Consider the following 17778-nt stretch of genomic DNA (forward strand, 5'->3'; position numbering starts at 1 on the left):
GGGCGCTATAATTCGAATAGCTGAGGGACATAGGGTCAGTTACACATACAGGAGGACAAGATTGCGATGAGTATCAATATATTGCTGGTTGACGATGAAGCGATCGATCTGGAGTGGCTGCGGCGCAGAGTGCTGGCCAGCCCGCTGGATCTTGCAGTGGTAGGAACGGCGAACAGCGGCTTCAATGCGCTTAAGATCATGGAACAGGAGCGGGTGGATATCATCCTGTCCGATATACGGATGCCCATTATGACGGGGACGGAATTCGCGCGGCGGGCCAAGGTCATCCATCCGAAGGTCAAAATTGTCTTCATCAGCGGCCATGAGGATTTCAGCTATGCTAAGGAAGCAATTGAGATCAATGCCTCCGGTTATTTGTTGAAGCCTGTAGAAGACAAGGATCTCTATGACATGCTGGAATCTCTGTCTGCCGCTCTGGAGCAGGAACGGGAGCAGAACCGCTCCTTCACCGAGGCGCTGTCCCTGGTGAACAAGGAGCTGATTCTGCGCTGGTTCGAGGATGCATCGCCTGAGCCGGCGGAGCAGCATCTGCGCAGTGCCCTGAATCCGCTGCTCATGAAGGGGGCGGCTGCAGCGATTATTGAGATTGATGATCTGGAATGGAAAATGCGCGACCTGTCCGAGGAGGATGCGCGTGTCAAGACGCGGCAGATGGCTGGACAGATTAGAGCGTTCGTAGAGAGCGCCCAGCTGGGAACGCTGATTCCTGTCCATCATCACCGGTTCGTCATTCTGTGCAGCCTTCCGCCGGACAGCTTCCTCAGTCTGTTGGATGAGCTGATTAAGCAGATGGCCGGGAGTTCACCCTGCACCTTAACCATCGGGGTCGGGCGTTACGCCCAGAATGAGGCGGGGCTGCATGAATCCTACCAGCAGGCAACGGCTGCACTCAGTGCGAAGTGGCTGCTGGGCAAGAACCGGCTGATCCGCGACAATCTGGAGTCCTCCCCGCGCGGGACGCCGGGGGCAAGGATTGAACAGACTGTTGTGCAACTGCTGGAGGCGATCATCCAGTACGATCTGGTGGCGATTGATGATCATCTCCTGGAGCTGTTCACGAATGCGGGCAAGAAGGATGTCTATGAGCTGATTATCCGTATCACCTCCAAGCTGCATGCGGATCTTCAGCAGCAGAATGAGAATCTGTATGAGCTGCTCCAGTGGGAGTCCCATCAGCCGGATATCTTGTTCCAGTTCGAGACGATTCATGATATCCTGTCGTGGATGAGACGGAGATTCTTCGAGCTGTCAGAGCTGCTGTATGTGAAGCGGCAACGGCAGAAGCGCAAGCTGATCGACGAGATTATGAATTATGTCGAGGAGAATCTGGAGAAGAAGATCACACTGAAGGAGGTAGCCGCCCACTTCGATTTCACCCCGAATTATCTGGGCTTCCTGTTCAAGGAGGAATACGGGGTTCCTTTCAGTGAATACGTCAACGAACGCAAGACAGGCAGAGTGTTCGAGCTGCTCAGTGATCCGACGCTTAAGATCTATGAGATAGCTGAACGGATGGGCTATAAGAATATCATCTATTTCAACCGTCAGTTCAAGCAGATCACCGGCATGACGCCCGGGGAATACCGCAAGAAGCAGAAGATATAGGCTTTGCTTACCAAACGTTGCCAGCTCTGGTTTTCAAATCAGAGGGCAACGTTTTTTGTTTTTTGGAAAGTATATATATTTAAACGGATCGTTGAAAAAGTATTACTTTTAGTTGATAGCCCTAATCCACACCGGATGGACGCTTATTTATAATAAGTCTATAGAGAAATGGGAATGGGAAAGGGGATTCAAGATGAAACAGAAACAACATGGATTCTGGGATGACGTCAAGAAATACAGATCCTTGCTTCTTATGCTGACACCGGCAGTATTGTTCTTTCTGCTCTTTGCTTATCTGCCTATGTCGGGCATTGTGCTGGCATTCAAGCAATTTGATTATACGGGCGGGGTATTCGGCAGTCCGTGGAACGGGCTGGATAACTTCAAATTCTTCTTTGATTCCGGCGACGCCTGGCGCGTAACCCGAAATACAGCGCTATATAACATTGCATTCATCGTTGTGAACAACGGGCTTCAGATCTTCGCAGCTATCCTGCTGTTCGAGGTAGCGGGCAAATGGTTCCGCAAGCTGACCCAAACGGTATTGTTCCTGCCTTATTTCATCTCCTGGGTTGTTGTGGGCGCGATTGCGTACAACCTGTTCAACTTCGATGTAGGTACGGTCAATGTGCTGCTGAAGGGACTGGGTATGCAGCCAATCGATATTTATAATACGGCAGCCTACTGGCCGTTCATTCTGGTTATCGTATCCGCGTGGAAGACACTCGGCTACGGAACGATCATGTATCTGGCCGCGATTACCAGCATTGACACCGAGATGTATGAAGCCGCCGAAATTGACGGCGCGAATATTTTCCAGCGTATTATGAAAATTACGATTCCGAACCTGATGCCGACCGTCATTATTCTGGTGCTGCTGGCGATCGGTAATATCTTCCGCGGAGACTTCGGGATGTTCTACAATATGGTCGGCAACAACGGCCTGTTGTTCTCATCCACAGACGTAATCGACACCTTCGTCTTCCGCTCGCTGACCACATCCAATGAAATCGGGATGTCTGCAGCAGCCGGCTTCTATCAATCTCTGCTCGGCTTCGCAACTATCATGCTGGCCAACTATGCAGTACGCCGATACGACAAGGATCGCGCTCTATTCTAGGACAAGGAGGTAATGCCCGATGAGTTCAACCACTGCTAATATTAAATCACCGGAAGTACGCAGAAAGCCTGCAAACCGGGACAAAATGGTGCTATCCGTTATCGGATACGTAACCCTTACGATACTGGCCATATTCTGTATCTTCCCGTTCATTCTGGTTATCTCTTCCTCTCTGAGTGAAGAGAGCGCGATTATCGAGAAAGGGTTCCAGATCTTCCCGACCGCCTTCTCGACAGAAGCGTACAGCCTGCTGTTCAAGTATCCGGCTGAGATGCTCAGAGCGTATGGCGTGACGATCTCCGTTACAGCCATCGGTACGATCGTCGGATTGTTCCTGACATCAATGACAGCCTACGTGCTGTCCCGGAGAGATTTCAAATGGCGCAGCCGCTTCTCCTTCTTCTTCTTCTTCACTACATTGTTCAGCGGCGGTCTGGTTCCATGGTATCTGATGATCATCAACTATCTGCATCTGAAGGATACGCTTCTGGTACTGATTCTGCCGATGATGATGAACGTCTTCTATATTATTGTCATGAAGTCCTTCATGAGCAGCATCCCGGATGCGATTACAGAATCCGCCAAAATTGACGGAGCCGGCGATTTCCGGATCTTCATGCAGTTAATTGTACCGTTGTCCAAGCCCGCTCTGGCGACCATTGGTCTGTTCATTGCCTTGGCCTACTGGAATGACTGGTATAACGCATTGCTCTTCATCTCCAAGTCGGAGCTGATGCCGCTCCAGTATTATCTCTACAAAATGTTAGGTAACATGGATGGAATGCGTAAGGCGATGATGGCTTCCGGTGCGGTAGTCAACACGGACCTGCCAACCGAAAGTCTGAAGATGGCCATGACGATTGTAGCTACAGGTCCGATCCTGCTGGCATATCCGTTCATCCAGAAGTATTTTGTAACAGGACTTACGATTGGTGCAGTTAAAGGATGATCACAGGGTAACCTGGTTATCAATACAAGACTTGAGGCAACTATTACTTAAGGGGGAAATATCGGTCATGATGAACAAGAAAAAGAAACTTACAGTAACGCTTGCAACGATGATGGCACTAGGGACGGTCCTCAGTGCATGCGGTGGCGGCAATAATAACGCTAATACAGGAGCGGAGGCCACTAAGGCTCCGGCGACATCGGAAGGAGCAACAAATTCGGGCGCTCCGGACACCTCCAAAGAAGTGAAGCTCAAAATGATTCTGCTCGGACCACAGCCTGGGGATTATGATAAGGTCTTCGGAGAACTGAACACCAAGCTCAAGGAGAAAATCAATGCTACCGTAGAAACTGAGTTCCTCGACTGGTCCGACTGGACCCAGAAATACCCGCTGAAGTTCGCGGCGAACGAAGATTTCGACCTCGTGTATACAGCGAACTGGGCCTTCTATAACGATCAGGCGTTGAAGGGCGGATTCCTGGAACTGACGGATGATATGCTGACCAAGTATATGCCGCAGACCTGGGAAGCTATGCCGAAAGTGAACTGGGATCAGGCAAAAGTGGACGGTAAGCTGTTCATGGTTCCGAACAACAATGTTGAAGTAACCGACAAAGTAGTGCTGTACCGTGAGGATCTGCGCAAAAAGCATAACCTGCCTGAAATCAACAGTCCTGAATCGTACGCAACGTACCTGAAGGCGATTGCCAAGGATGAAAAAGGGATTACTGCCTATGGAGCTAAGCCGGCAGACGGCTGGAAATTCCATGAGCTGGATCAAACGCTGCTGGAGCAGAACAACAACTTCAAGGTCGTAGACAGAAGCTTGCTGCCGCTGGCGTATAAGCTGGATGATGCTTCCGGTAAAGTCTTCAATATCTATGACACACCGGAATTCACTTCCCTGCTTCAATATTACAAAGACCTGGCCGATAATGGCGCATGGTCCAAGAACGTAGTCAGCAACAAAAACGATGTATGGCAGGATATTAAAGCAGGCAAGGTGTCCTCTTATGCACACAACCTGGGTACTGTAGCTGCTAACCTGGCTGAAATGCGCCGTGACAAACCGGATGTTGAGCTGGCTATTGCTGACCTTACCCCGGACAAAAAGAAAATTGCTGCGATCTCAACGCAGAACGGGATGTCTGTGCATGCTACCTCCAAGAATCCTGAGCGCGCACTGATGCTGCTCGATTTACTGCAGAATGACAAAGAGATTCACGATTTGACGATGTACGGTATCGCTGGAAGCAACTACAATCCGGAAGGCGACAAGAAGTTCACCGCCGGTCCTGCTGCCGCTAACTACACGGGCTTCTCGAACTGGGGCTGGAATTCCCCGCTGAACCGTCAGGATGCAGCGTATCCTAAGGAAGCGGACGATATGTTCAACACTTGGCAGTCCAGCATCTATCACTTCCCGCTCGAAACCTTCGTCTTCGACACTACGCCAGTGAAGAACGAAGTAGCTAACATCGGCAACGTGATGCTGCGTTATGCGATTCCACTGGAGTACGGATTGATCGAAGATCTGGCTAAAGGCCAGGCAGATCTGATCAAGCAGTTGAAATCAGCAGGTCTCGATAAGGTTCAGACTGAAATGCAGACACAGATCGATGCGTTCCTCGCAGCGCAGAAATAACAGCATAAGCTTACGGGCTGCTCCAAAGCATTAGCTTTGGGGCAGTTTTTGTGAAATTATAGGTATAGATTGTACATGAATCATACATTTCGGCAAAGGAGCAATTCTCATGAAGTATACGATTCAGGCTCATGTGTCTCCCAAGAATATCTACCCGTCTACGCTGCGGCTGGGCGGAACCAGTCCTCAAGGGGATGAGCTCAGCTTCACCAATTATTATATGGAACTGAATGGCAAGCCCTACTTCGCCATCTGCGGCGAGTTCCATTATTCCCGTTATCCTGCGGCGGAATGGGGGAGTGAGATCCGCAAGCTGAAGCTGTCGGGAATCAATGTGGTTGCGACCTATATTTTCTGGAATCATCACGAAGAGCTTGAAGGGGTGTTCGAATGGGCGGGCAACCGCAATCTCCGGCGGTTCGTGGAGCTGTGCCGGGATAATGGCCTATACGTTATCCTGCGTGTGGGTCCGTTCTGTCATGGCGAGGTCCGTAACGGCGGATTGCCGGACTGGCTGTTTGGGCGCGAATTCGCGGTCCGCTCCAATGATGAGGGCTACCTGAAGTATGTGAACCGGCTGTTCAAGGAGATCGGCAAACAGGCTGCCGGGCAGATGTTCAAGGATGGCGGTCCGGTGATCGGCATTCAATTGGAGAATGAGCTAAATGCTGCTGCCGCACTCTGGGAAGAAACCGCCAAGCAGGGTGATGAATACCTGAGTGGCGGCGTTAGCGGTGAAGCGGGATCGGAGCATATGCGTCTGCTTAAACAGTATGCGGTGGATTCGGGTCTGATCGCCCCGATCTATACCAGCACCGGCTGGGGCGAGGCGCCGTTCCTGGAGGATGAGGTACTTCCGCTGTATGGAGGGTATGCCTATACTCCATGGAGCATCAGTGATCCGAACCAGGTCCAGAAGCCAACGCCGGAATATGTATTCGTGAACTTCCATGATGAGCAGGCGCCGGGCGGCGAATTCAATCCGCCGTATCCGCGGACGAAATACCCGTTCGCCTGCTGCGAGATGGGCGGCGGCATGCAGACCTGGTACCTGTCACGGTTCCAGGTGGAGCCGGAAAGTGTCATCGCCATGACCTTAATGAATCTTGCCGGAGGCTGCAACTTCATCGGGTATTATATGTTCCATGGCGGAACGAATCCGGTGGGAAGAACCGGATACCTGAATGAGAGCACCACCCCGAAGCTGACCTATGACTTCCAGGCGCCGATTGGCGAATTCGGCCAGATCCGCGAGTCGAATCATCTGCTTCGTCCGCTTCATTATTTCCTGCGCCGGTTCGCAGACCGGCTGGCACCGATGGCGACTGTGCTGCCCGAGGGGGCGGAAGCAGTTACGCCGGAGGATGCGCATACGCTGCGTTATGCTGTCCGCACGGACGGCAAGTCGGGTTTTGTGTTCGTCAATAATTATCAGGACCATGTGGAGATGGATACACATGAGGAGGTTGTATTTGCGGTAGAACTGGGAGAGGAGACGCTGAGCTTCCCGCAGCGGAGCAAGCTGACGGTTCAGCCCAAGGCTTCCTTCCTGCTGCCGTTCAACTTCGCGCTGGATGGCCTGAATCTTAAATTTGCTACAGCCCAGCCTGTAACAGTTATTGAAACGGAGGAAGCAGCGACCTACTTCTTCTCTGTGCCAGAGGGTGTTGACGGCGAGTTCCAGATTGACGCGAGTGCCGGTATTCTGGAGGTGAGCGCGGAGACCGGGGACGTAGCAGAGATTGACGGCTACAATGTGCTGATTCCGCATGACCAGTCTTCTATGATTGTGATCCGGCGGGACGGAGCCAGAGAAGTCCGTATCTACGCCATGAGTGCTCGTGAAGCAGCGACGATGTGGGAGCTTGAAGAGAACGGCCGCCGCCGCCTAATCTTCTCACCGGCTCCTCCGGTTCAGACCCCAGGCGGGATGGAATTCATCAGCCAAGGGCAGCATGCATTCACCTTCTGTGAATACACGGGCGAAACCGAAGCGGCAACGCAGTGGAATATGGCACAGGCGGATGCCATGGTCAGCGGCCGCCAGGAGGACTGGTTCCAGGCATATGATGTGCTGGTTCCGCAGAAGGAAGTTGCGGTTATCATGCGCCGGATTCAGGACCACAAGGTTGTCCTCCAGTTGCCTGAGGATGTCCTCGAGAGTACGGAAGAAGTACTGCTGAGCATCGACTATACCGGAAATGTAGGTTATGCCTTCGCTGCCGGACAGCTGTTCCACGACCATTTCTATAACGGCTTGCCTTGGGAAATCGGCCTGTCGCGGTTCCGGGAGGTGCTGCGCCGGGGCGAGATCGTACTGGAGACCACGCCGCGCCGCACCGGTGCCGTCAAGCTGGCCGACGATGCCGCCATGGCGGTGGAGAAGGTGTTCGAGGGCGAAGCCGTTGCCGCGTTCCATAGTGTGACCGCTACCCCGGTGTACCGGATCGGATTAACAAGATAATGCAAGAAGGAAGCACTGTCCAGGAAGTTCCGCTGGATGGTGCTTTTTTCTGTTTGAGTATTTTGTGAGATTTTTATAAGTGCATTAAGTTAGAATGAGAACATCGATGATTTGAACTGGAGGCTGTTTGTGAGAAAGGTAAATATCCGCAGACTTGCGGGAATCGGCATATTCTTCTTTATTATCTTTTCTTTAATCTTCATAATCTTCTCACTGACCCGCCCTCCTCAAAGTGAGGTAAGAGTGAACAAGGGAGTACTGGATCTGTCCAATTGGAATCTTGAGCAGCAGGGAGCCGTGAAGTTGGATGGTGAATGGGAGTTCTATCCGGATGAGCTGCTGAGCCCTGAGGATTTCCGGCTAGTACAGTATGATTCTCCGCTTGACTATTTTAAGGTTCCCGGTACCTGGCGCGGCAAGAATCCCGATGGCGGGATGAGCAGCAGGGGTTCTGGCACCTACCGTCTGCAGGTATTGCTTAGGGATACCAATGAAATACTCGGCTTAAAAATAAGAAGCATCCGAATGTCCCACCGTCTGTTCATTGGTGGACAGGAGGAGGGGGCCAGCGGGCTTCCTTCTACCGACAAAGGTGCGTTTCAACCCGGAAATACACCTTATTCGGTATTTTTTCACCCGGATGCCCGCAAGCTCGAGATTGTGATCCAAGTCTCTAACTATAATTTTGTCACCGGTGGAATTGTGAACTCCCTCACGCTTGGAGCACAAGAGGACATCACCCGGCGCAACATGATACAGATCGGTGCGGATATTGGAGTCATTTTGATCTTGGCCATGTTCGGTGCCTATCACCTCAGCTTCTATTTTATTGGGCGCCAAGAGAAGGAGTATTTGCTTAGCGGATTTTTCTTATTGTTTCTGGCCTTGCAGAACTCCTTGTACGGGGAGAAGGTGTTTCAGCGTCTCCTGCCGTCTGTTCCCTTTGATTTTTCGTATAAGCTGCTGGATGTCAGCCACTTCCTTAGCGCGATACTGATTATTGTGTTCTTTTGTACCGTAGAGTCGCACCTGATGTCGCTGCGCAGGCTGAAGCTGATTCTTACCCCGTTTATGGTGTATCTTGTTATGGTTGTGCTTTTGCCGTACGGGGTGCATATTCGTGTGAAATATTTCTTTATATTCTATCTCTGGATCGTTATGCTCGGCATTGTAGCGAGAATGGTCTATTTATATATCCGCAGGCAGAGTCAAGTGGCAGACCGTGCGGAGCTGATGCTGTTCATTGGCGGTGCCATCTCGCTGATAATCTATCTGATGAATGACGGCCTCTATTCCGAGAATATTGTGCAGAGTAATTTTACAGGAAGATGCGGGGTTATTGCATTTATTGTGCTCATTAATATCCTGCTGGCCGTAAGGTTCTCGAATGCGTATGCCAAAGCAGAGATTCTATCCCGTAAGCTATGGACAGCGAACCAGCTTAAGGATGAATTCCTGATGAACACCTCTCATGAGATCAAGACTCCGCTCCATGGAATTATGAATATGACCTCGTTTCTACTGGAGAATCAGGAAGAGAATCTGCATGCAGGCCAGAAGCAGAACCTGTGGCTGATCAAGGATACATCCACGAAGCTGTCGATGCTGATCCAGGATCTGATCGATGTCAGCCGGCTGAGGCACGGAGAACTGCGACTGCACCAGACCGCTGTTGATCTGAGAGTGGCTGTCCAAATCGTCTATGATATTCTCCGGTTCGAGCTGGCGGGCAAAGAGGTGCAGCTGCTCAACCAGGTGGAAGCTGGTACCTGGGTACTCGCGGATGAGAGCAGGCTGCGGCAGGTGATGTATAACCTGGTTCATAACGCGATCAAGCATACCAGTCACGGATCGATTCAGATTACAGCAAGAGCAGCCGGGAGTGAGGTCTCCATTGAAGTGGAGGATACCGGAACGGGGATATCGGAAGAGAACCATGCGGCGATCTTTGAATATTTCGAGCAGGTGGACAGGCTGCTGCCGGAGGACGGATATACCGGAATGGGGGTAGGGCTGTATATCAGCAGGAAGCTGGTGGAGCGTATGGGCGGTGTGATTCGGGTGGATTGGTCCGAGAAGGGCAAGGGAACCTGCATGGTATTTACACTGCCCGTAGTCGACCCTATTCCCGAATATCAGCAGACTGCCGTATCCGGACCTTACGCGCTGCATGCTGATGTTGATTATACGGTGCTTGATGTACTGGACCGGGAAGGGCAGACCATTCTGATTGTAGACGATGAGGCCTCCAACATCCATACACTGCTGAATATTCTCCGCCGTCATGATTATAATGTGCTGATAGCCTTCTCCGCCAAGGAGGCGTTGACCAAACTGCAGGAATATCAGCAAGTGGATCTTGTCATTCTGGATATCATGATGCCGGGTACATCGGGCATAGAATTATGCGAAACACTGCGTAGCCGCCATTCTATACTGGATCTGCCCATCCTGTTCGCCACAGTTAAGGATGCGCCTTCCGATATTGCGCTGGGCTTCCGGGCCGGGGCGAATGATTTTGTGACCAAGCCCTTTGAGAGCGAGACGCTGATGGCCCGGATTCATAATCTGCTGGCCATGAAATCGTCGATCCAGGAAGCGATCCGGCATGAGCAGGCGTTCCATCAAGCCCAGATCAAACCGCATTTCCTGTATAATGCGATGAGCAGTATCATCTCATTCTGTTATACCGATGGCGTCAAGGCTGCTTATCTGTTAACCATGCTCAGCCAATATATGCGCTTTATTCTGGATATGGACCGCTCCACACTCGTCATTCCTTTGTACCGGGAGCTGGAGCTGATTCAAGCCTATGTGGAAATTGAACAAGCCCGCTTCGGGGAGAGGTTCGACTATAGCAGCCAGGTGGATGATTCCCTGAAGGCCGTGAATATCCCTTCCCTCTGCATCCAGCCGTTCATTGAGAATGCCATCCGTCATGGACTGTTCGAGAAGGAGGGACAAGGTAAGGTTGTCTTAAGGATTCAGGCTGGTGACGGATATATGAAGATCTCAGTTGAAGATAACGGTGTCGGCATCCCCGCTGATCTGTTATATACATTGAACAGTCGAGGAGAGCTGCAAGGAAGCATTGGTATTCAGAATATCCGCAAGCGTCTGGATACGATTCCGGGAGCCAGCTTAAGCATTCATTCGGAAGCAGGCAGCGGTACGAAGGTTACGATCTATCTGCCGCTCAGCGGTGGCGGCTCCGGGCAAGGGGCTTCTGAGGAGTAGGAGTAAAAAAATTCTGCGTGAAGGAGGGGGCTTCCATGTTTCGGACGATGATTGTTGAGGATGAACGGCCAATCCTGGATTTAATGAAGGTGCTGGTTGGCCAAAATAGCAATTACAGCATTGTAGGAGCTTTTACGAATCCGGTAGAGGCCTTGGCGAATCTGCAGGAGCTGCAGCCGGATATCGTGTTCATTGATGTGGAGATGCCGAGGATGAACGGGCTGCAGCTTGCAGTGCATATTCATGAGCAGCTGGGTCAGGCGGAGATTGTGTTCACAACAGCTTATAAGGATTATGCGCTAGAAGCATTTGAAGTAAGTGCACTTGATTATATTCTTAAGCCCGTCACGCCACAAGCGATTCAGCGGGTCACCGGGCGGCTGTTCAAGCACCGGTCAACCCTCATTCCCGCAGATACCATCAAGTCTAACTTCTCTGTCCGCTGCTTCGGTGAATTTGAAGTCCTTAATCCGGAGGGACTCCCGGTTCATTTCCGAACCCGCCGGACCGAGGAATTGTTCGCTTATCTTCTGTGCCACCCTGGACGGTATATCAGCAAGTGGAAGCTCATTGATTTGTTGTGGCAGGATGCGAAGGGAGAGCGGGGATTATCCAATCTGCATAATACCCTGTACCTGTTAAAAAAGGTCCTGAAAGAGAACGAAATTCCGATGAGTATACAGAAGCTTAATGACGGTTACAGGCTGGACACGGCAAATAAACAATATGATCTCCTTCTGTATCATCAACTGCAGCAGGTCCACAATGAGGGCAGACTGACCACAGAACAAGCCGAAGAGCTCTGTTCGCTGTATCAGGGGCCGCTGCTGGAAGGCAAGAATTACTTATGGAAGATCCCGTTAGAGGAAGCTTACTTCAAGCAATATACAGCAATGGTCCGGGAATTGGCGGCTGCGGAGCTTACAGCTGGAAATGGAGCAGCAGCAGAATTACGTCTTGAGCAATACTTGTCGCTGTATCCGCTGGAGGAGGAAATAAGCTGCATGTTAATCGGTATGTACCGGGGACGCGGCGCAATGGACAATATCAACAGACTCTATAAGCAGTTTGAAGCGGCTTGTAAAAATGAGCTGGGGCTTGAGCTATCGCCAGAAATCAAGAATGAATGGCTGCAGGCTCATTAGGGTATCCCGCGGCAAAAAGAAAAGGCGTCCCATGTAGCCGTTACGGCTTATAGGACGCCTTTTTGCGGTGATCACAGGATCAGCCCTTAACCGCCCCCGCCACAACGCCCTTCACAATGTATTTCTGCAGGAAGATGAAGACCACGATCGAAGGAAGCACTGCCATTACCATAGCGGTCATGGCATACTGCCAGTCCGAGGTATACTGGCCCACGAAGGTGTAAGCCGCCAGCGTTAACGTCTTCGTCTCCGGTGAACCATTGACCATTAGCAGCGGGAGCAGGAAGTCATTCCAGATCCACATGACATCGATGATCACAATGGTGGTGGTGACCGATTTCAGCAGCGGGAAGATCACGCTGAAGAACAGGCGGAAGCCGGAAGCCCCGTCAATCGTCGCGCTCTCGTCAATCTCTGTCGGGATACCCTTCACGAAGCCGTGATAGATGAATACCGCCAGCGGAGCGCCGAAGCCCCAGTACAGGAGACCCAGTCCCCAAGTGCTCTCCGACAGGTTGAGGTTCTTAGCGGTCTGGAGGACCGTCAGCATAATCGATTGGAACGGGATCAGCATTGGCATAATGCACAGGAAATACAGGACACCGCTCCATCTGGTCTTGGTCCGGGCCAGCTTATAGGCGGCGATGGAGGAGATGAATACGATACCGAGCAGGCCGACACCTGTAATGATAAAGTTGTTCAGGAACAGCCGCGGATAGTTGATGAACTCCCAGACATAGGAGTAGTTGCTGAAGGTCAGCTTCTGCGGCAGGGCGATGACATCGGTCATGACCTCGCCGAAGCTTTTGAGCGAGTTGATAATGGTCAGAAACAGCGGGTACAGGAACAGCAGAGACAAGAGGACCAGAATAACCTCCAGGATGATCTTGCCTGCCTTGTTGTGGTTGGTTGTCATTAGGCCTCTACCTCTCTCCGTTTAAAGACGGTCAGCTGGATGATCGTTACGACTAGCACGGCGAGGAACAGAATGAGCGCTTTGGCTGTACCGTAGCCGTACAGATTGTTCTGGAACGTATCCCGGTAGATATCATAAGCGATACTATACGTAGTTCCGCCGGGACCGCCGCCGGTCAGCGACAGGATGACATCGAATACCTTGATCGAATTGGTGAGTGCCATGAACACAGAGATCGTGATCGATGGGGCAAGCAGCGGCAGCGTAATGCTGAAGAATCGTCTCAGCGGCCCGGCACCGTCTACTGTAGCGGCTTCCTTGAGATCCTCAGGCACAGACTGCAGACCGGCAATGTAGATGACCAGATAGAACCCGATCGACTGCCAGATGGATACGCCCAGGATGGAGATGAAGGCCAGTCCCGGTGTCCCGAGCCAGCTGAGATCGAAGATTGCCCAGCCGGTGCTCTCGCCCAGTGAGTTGAAGCCCTGCATGAAGATGAACTTCCAGATGAAGCCGACAATGACCAGACTGAGGATATAAGGGATGAAGAAGGCTGCTCTCAGCCAGGAGGTGCTTCTCAGCTTCATGTCCAGCAGCACCGCCAGCAGAATCGCCAGCACGTTGACTATGATAATGTAGAGCACCGCGTATTTAATCGTGAACCAGGCGGCATCCGAGAAGTTGGTATCGCCGGAGAAGATCTGCTTGAAATTATCCAGCCCGACGAACTTGGGGTGCTTGGAGATCCCGTTCCACTTGGTCATTGAATAGCGGATGGTCATGGCGAAGGGGATATAGAAGGCTACAGCGATACAGATCAGAACCGGGAGAGTAAAGATTCCGAATTCGAATTTCTCGCGCCATCTTTTGCCGGGTGTTTTTAACATGGATGCACCTCTTCTTGAGTTATAGGGTGGGAGTATTAGGCCTGGCTTGCCACACTTAACCATTCCGGTTAGTCTATATTGTGTATTATAGAGCAGACCCTTATCGTCAAAAATGGATTTTAGAGTACAGTTAAGGGTAAAAAGGTGAACGGACTGCGGAGGCCGGACAAGTCCCCAAAACCGGCAGCGGGGAGAGCGGAGAGCATCATGAGAAAAGTGTGGTTTAAGCTGATCGAGCCTTTACTGGCGCGGGTGTCCCGCCGCCTGGCTAACAAGCTGATTCTGTTGTTTACGATTATCATCATCCTGGTGGTCAGTTCACTCACCTACATATCCTATAGCATGCTGCAGCGGGAATCGGTTGATAACAGCATTGCCAGTACAGGCAATAACCTGCTCCTGGTCGGACGTAATCTGGAGAGCTATCTGAGCGGGATTGAGCAGTTGTCTCTGCCTCAGATCTCCTATGATGAGTTCAATTATGCGCTCTTGCATGAATCGGAAGACTACAGCTCCCGGATGTACGTGGAGGATTATCTGCGGAATTTGTATTTTTCACGCAATGATCTGGAGGCTGTCTATCTCTATGTAATCAAGGAGCAGAAGTATTATTATGTCACCAAGGAGAACTATAATATCACCGTCCGGGTAGCCGAGCATCCGCCTATTGATGACCTGCCGTGGTATAAGCGGGCGCTTAAGAGTCCGTATAACCGTTCCTATCAGTCGTTCGTGGAGGAGCAGCCGGCCAGCGTGAACAGCGCCGATTACCCCGTTAACCGGGCCAAGGTGTTCATGGGCTACCACCGGCTGATCCGCTCCATCGTGTCACGCGAGCCGCAGGCGGTATTATCGCTATATTTGAACTCCTCCGTAACCGATGAGATTATGCGGGATATCCCGTTCAGCACCGGAGAGCATCTGATGTATATCAGCCCGGACGGGGAGCCCTTCAAGGTGGACGATAAGGAATTCTACCGGGAGAGCAAGGAGGCGGGGCTGGCGAAGCTGCTGACAGCGGAGCAGAAGGGGCGCGTAACCTGGTCCGGCAAGGACCAGAAATACCTCGTAATCTATGACATCAGTCAAAAGGAAGGCTGGAAGCTCGTCAAGCCGATTCCCTACACCCAAATCTATGAGGCGGCGACAACGACGCGTACGTTAAGTGTAGCGATTGGCCTGTTGTTCCTGATCGTCTCTGTGGTGCTGGTCAGCTTCACCTCGAACCGGATTACCCACCCGCTGAAGAATCTGTCGCTCCAGATGCAGCGGTTCAGCACCGGGAGCTTCGATGCGCAGGCTGCGGTTGCAGGCAAGGATGAGATCGCCTACCTGTCGCGCCATTTCAACAAGATGGTCGAGAGGACGAATGAGCTGATTAATGAACGCTATAAAATGAAAATCGTTGAAAAGAACGCCGTCCTAAAAGCGCTGGAGGCCGAGATTAATCCCCATTTCCTGTACAATGCGCTCCAGGCGATTTCAACCAAGGCCCTCAAGAACAACAACGATGACATTGTCGAGATGGTGGACAACCTGGCCCTGACCCTGCGATACTGCATTAGCGGCAAGGATGTGGTGCAGGCAAGGGAGGAGCTGGGGCATATCGAACGTTATCTGGCGCTGCAAAAGGCGCGGTTCGGGAACCGGATGCAGGTGGTGTACGCCTGGGATGAGAGCCTGATGGAGCTGAGAATCCCCAAGCTGTCGCTCCAGACCCTGGTGGAGAACTGCATCAAGCATGCGCTGGAAAAGGTATCGAGTACGGTTACCCTCACCATTGAGGCTCATATCACCGGCACACACAGCGTGATCTCCGTGCTGGACGATGGTCCGGGCATCAGCGGAGAACGGCTGGAGCAGGTGCTGAATTCACTTCAGATGCAGTGGGAGGACCGCGCAGCGGACACGGACGAAGAGGACGGCATGGAAAGTATCGGGCTGAAGAATCTGAATACCCGGCTGAAGCTTTTGTATGGAGAAGAGTCGGGTCTGGTCATTCATAGCACGGAGCAAGGAACACGAATGGATATGCGGCTGCCGCGGGGAGGAGTGGGACAACATGTATAGAGTGCTGATTATTGATGATGAGGAGCCGCTGCGCGAAGCGATCCATATCCTGGGGGATTGGGAAGGCCTTGGTGTCAGTGAGGTGCGGGAGGCGACAGACGGGAAAGCGGGACTCGAGCTGCTGCGCCGCGAACGGTTCGATCTGGTGCTGGTTGATATGAAAATGCCGGAGCTGAGCGGAGCCGAGCTGCTGCAGATAGCCGAGCAGGAATTCCCTGACCTGCTGCTGATTGTGATCAGCGGCTATAATGATTTCGAGTATACACGCCAAGCCATCCGCTCGAAGGTGGTGGATTACCTGCTGAAGCCGGTGAACCGCACAGATCTTAACCATGCGCTGCGCAAGGCAGTGGGGGTGCTGGAGGCCAAGCGGAAGCGGGAGAGCGAGTTCATCAACCGCAATATTACACTCAATATGTCGCTGCCGAAGCTGAAGGAGAAGATGTACCTGTCCATCATTGACCGGAGCTTCAAGACCCAGTCCAATGAGGCCTTTCTCCCGCTGATCGGGGCGGATGGGGCGGCCAGCCACTTCGCTGTCGGCCTGCTGCGGATGCTTAATCTGGAGCAGGTACGTAAGGAAAGATTCCATGGAGACCGGGATCTGCTGCATTTTGCCGTAACGAATGTGATGAACGAGAACACGGACGGGCAGTTCGAGTCGTTCAGCTTCGCCAGCCCTAAGGGGGAGCGCGAATTCATTGCCATCTTCACCATGAAGGGCGGTTATGAAGCAGATGCGGCCTTCCTGTCGCTGCACCATATGAAGAAAGCAGCTTCTACCTTGAAGGAGCTGTTCGGAATCATCTGTGCAGGCGGAATCGGGGAGCCTTGCAGTGATTCGCTCAGCATTGCCGCCTCCTATGAGCAGGCCAAAGCCTCACTAGATACGATTGACCTGCTCAGTCTAAAGGGCAGCCTGATCGCACAGGGCAGAGCAGTGAATCCGGTATCACGGGATAATCCCTCCCTGACCGGGCGGATGCCGCAGATCCGCAGCGCGCTGGAGGGCGGGAATGTGAACCATGCCCGCAGCATCCTCAGCGAATTCATCCGTAAATGCCAGGAGACGGAAGGCTTCACGCTCGGGGAGGCGGACAGGACGCTACATGGTTTTCTTTTGCTGCTGGGCGAGATTGCTGCAGAGTTGGATGCTATGCCGCCGCAGACCCGCAGCGGAAAGGACGGCAGTCTGGCTTCCCTGGGCGTCCTTAGCGACTTCGCCTCCTTCGGGCAGTTTGCGGGCGTGCTTAACGATATCTTTGACCGTTATGCGGGCGAGATCAGCCGGACGGTGGCCGGAGACCGCAGCAGCGTGCTGGAGAATATTAAGGCGTATATTGATAACCATTATTTCGGGGATATTAAGATATCAATGTTCACGGAACAATATTTCCTGAGCAGAGAGTATCTGATGAAGCTGTTCAAGGGACAATACGGCTACGGCATTCACGAGTATGTGCAAAAGGTAAGGATGGACAAAGCCAAAGCACTGCTGACCGACCCTGCCCTCAAAATTCAGGATATCTCTGAAATGCTGGGGTATAAGGACAAGAACTATTTCAGCAAGGCGTTCCGCAATTACTATGATTGCTCCCCTTCTGAATTCCGGCTACAGCTGCCAGGGGTAGAAAAGTGAAACGGTTACATGGACACTTTTTTACCCTCAGAAGTTCACTTATGTACATTCTTATCCTTTTTCTTTTTATTTAGAAT

General features: G+C 52.0%; 11 protein-coding genes. 9 read left to right on the plus strand and 2 right to left on the minus strand.

Translation table 11 applies throughout. From position 1 onward, the window contains the following. Positions 1-66 precede the first annotated feature (66 nt). The 7 genes from MKZ07_RS00510 (at position 67) to MKZ07_RS00540 (ending at position 12186) form a co-directional block, all read left to right on the plus strand. Positions 67-1626: a response regulator gene (locus MKZ07_RS00510; protein WP_036692866.1), complete on the plus strand. Its 1560-nt coding sequence runs from the start codon at positions 67-69 to the stop codon at positions 1624-1626. Between the two features lie 193 nt (positions 1627-1819). Continuing rightward, complete coding sequence (locus MKZ07_RS00515) at positions 1820-2746, plus strand: ABC transporter permease (RefSeq protein WP_036692867.1); 927 nt, start codon at positions 1820-1822, stop codon at positions 2744-2746. Positions 2747-2765: 19 nt separating this feature from the next. After that, entirely contained in the window at positions 2766-3695 is a 930-nt protein-coding gene (locus MKZ07_RS00520) for a carbohydrate ABC transporter permease (protein ID WP_036692868.1), read from the plus strand. Between the two features lie 70 nt (positions 3696-3765). Next, positions 3766-5340 carry an extracellular solute-binding protein gene (locus MKZ07_RS00525; RefSeq protein ID WP_076155158.1) on the plus strand — a complete coding sequence of 525 codons (1575 nt, stop codon included), beginning with the start codon at positions 3766-3768 and terminating at the stop codon, positions 5338-5340. 109 nt (positions 5341-5449) lie between these two features. Then, positions 5450-7804 (plus strand): beta-galactosidase, encoded by a 2355-nt coding sequence (locus MKZ07_RS00530; RefSeq protein ID WP_341023984.1) that lies wholly within the window; start codon positions 5450-5452, stop codon positions 7802-7804. Positions 7805-7933: 129 nt separating this feature from the next. Then, positions 7934-11041, plus strand: a complete 3108-nt coding sequence (locus MKZ07_RS00535) for an ATP-binding protein (protein ID WP_235218367.1) — start codon at positions 7934-7936, stop codon at positions 11039-11041. A gap of 35 nt (positions 11042-11076) precedes the next feature. Continuing rightward, complete coding sequence (locus tag MKZ07_RS00540; protein ID WP_036692872.1) at positions 11077-12186, plus strand: response regulator; 1110 nt, start codon at positions 11077-11079, stop codon at positions 12184-12186. A 79-nt stretch (positions 12187-12265) separates the two neighbouring features. Here MKZ07_RS00540 and MKZ07_RS00545 read toward each other — a convergent pair whose 3' ends face one another. Both MKZ07_RS00545 and MKZ07_RS00550 read right to left on the minus strand, forming a co-directional pair. Then, positions 12266-13102: a carbohydrate ABC transporter permease gene (locus MKZ07_RS00545; RefSeq protein WP_036692874.1), complete on the minus strand. Its 837-nt coding sequence runs from the start codon at positions 13100-13102 to the stop codon at positions 12266-12268. Further along, positions 13102-13992, minus strand: a complete 891-nt coding sequence (locus tag MKZ07_RS00550) for a carbohydrate ABC transporter permease (RefSeq protein WP_036692876.1) — start codon at positions 13990-13992, stop codon at positions 13102-13104. Before MKZ07_RS00550 ends, MKZ07_RS00545 begins: the two co-directional genes overlap by 1 nt. A 207-nt stretch (positions 13993-14199) precedes the next feature. On the opposite strand from MKZ07_RS00550, the gene MKZ07_RS00555 reads away from it, so the two are divergent. Beyond that, positions 14200-16062 (plus strand): cache domain-containing sensor histidine kinase, encoded by a 1863-nt coding sequence (locus MKZ07_RS00555; RefSeq protein WP_051493285.1) that lies wholly within the window; start codon positions 14200-14202, stop codon positions 16060-16062. Further along, positions 16055-17701 (plus strand): response regulator transcription factor, encoded by a 1647-nt coding sequence (locus MKZ07_RS00560; RefSeq protein WP_076155035.1) that lies wholly within the window; start codon positions 16055-16057, stop codon positions 17699-17701. The genes MKZ07_RS00555 and MKZ07_RS00560 overlap by 8 nt, the downstream gene beginning before the upstream one ends. Positions 17702-17778: the final 77 nt, after the last annotated feature.

This window comes from Paenibacillus sp. FSL P4-0338, assembly GCF_038002365.1.
Taxonomy (GTDB): Bacteria; Bacillota; Bacilli; order Paenibacillales; family Paenibacillaceae; genus Paenibacillus_AQ.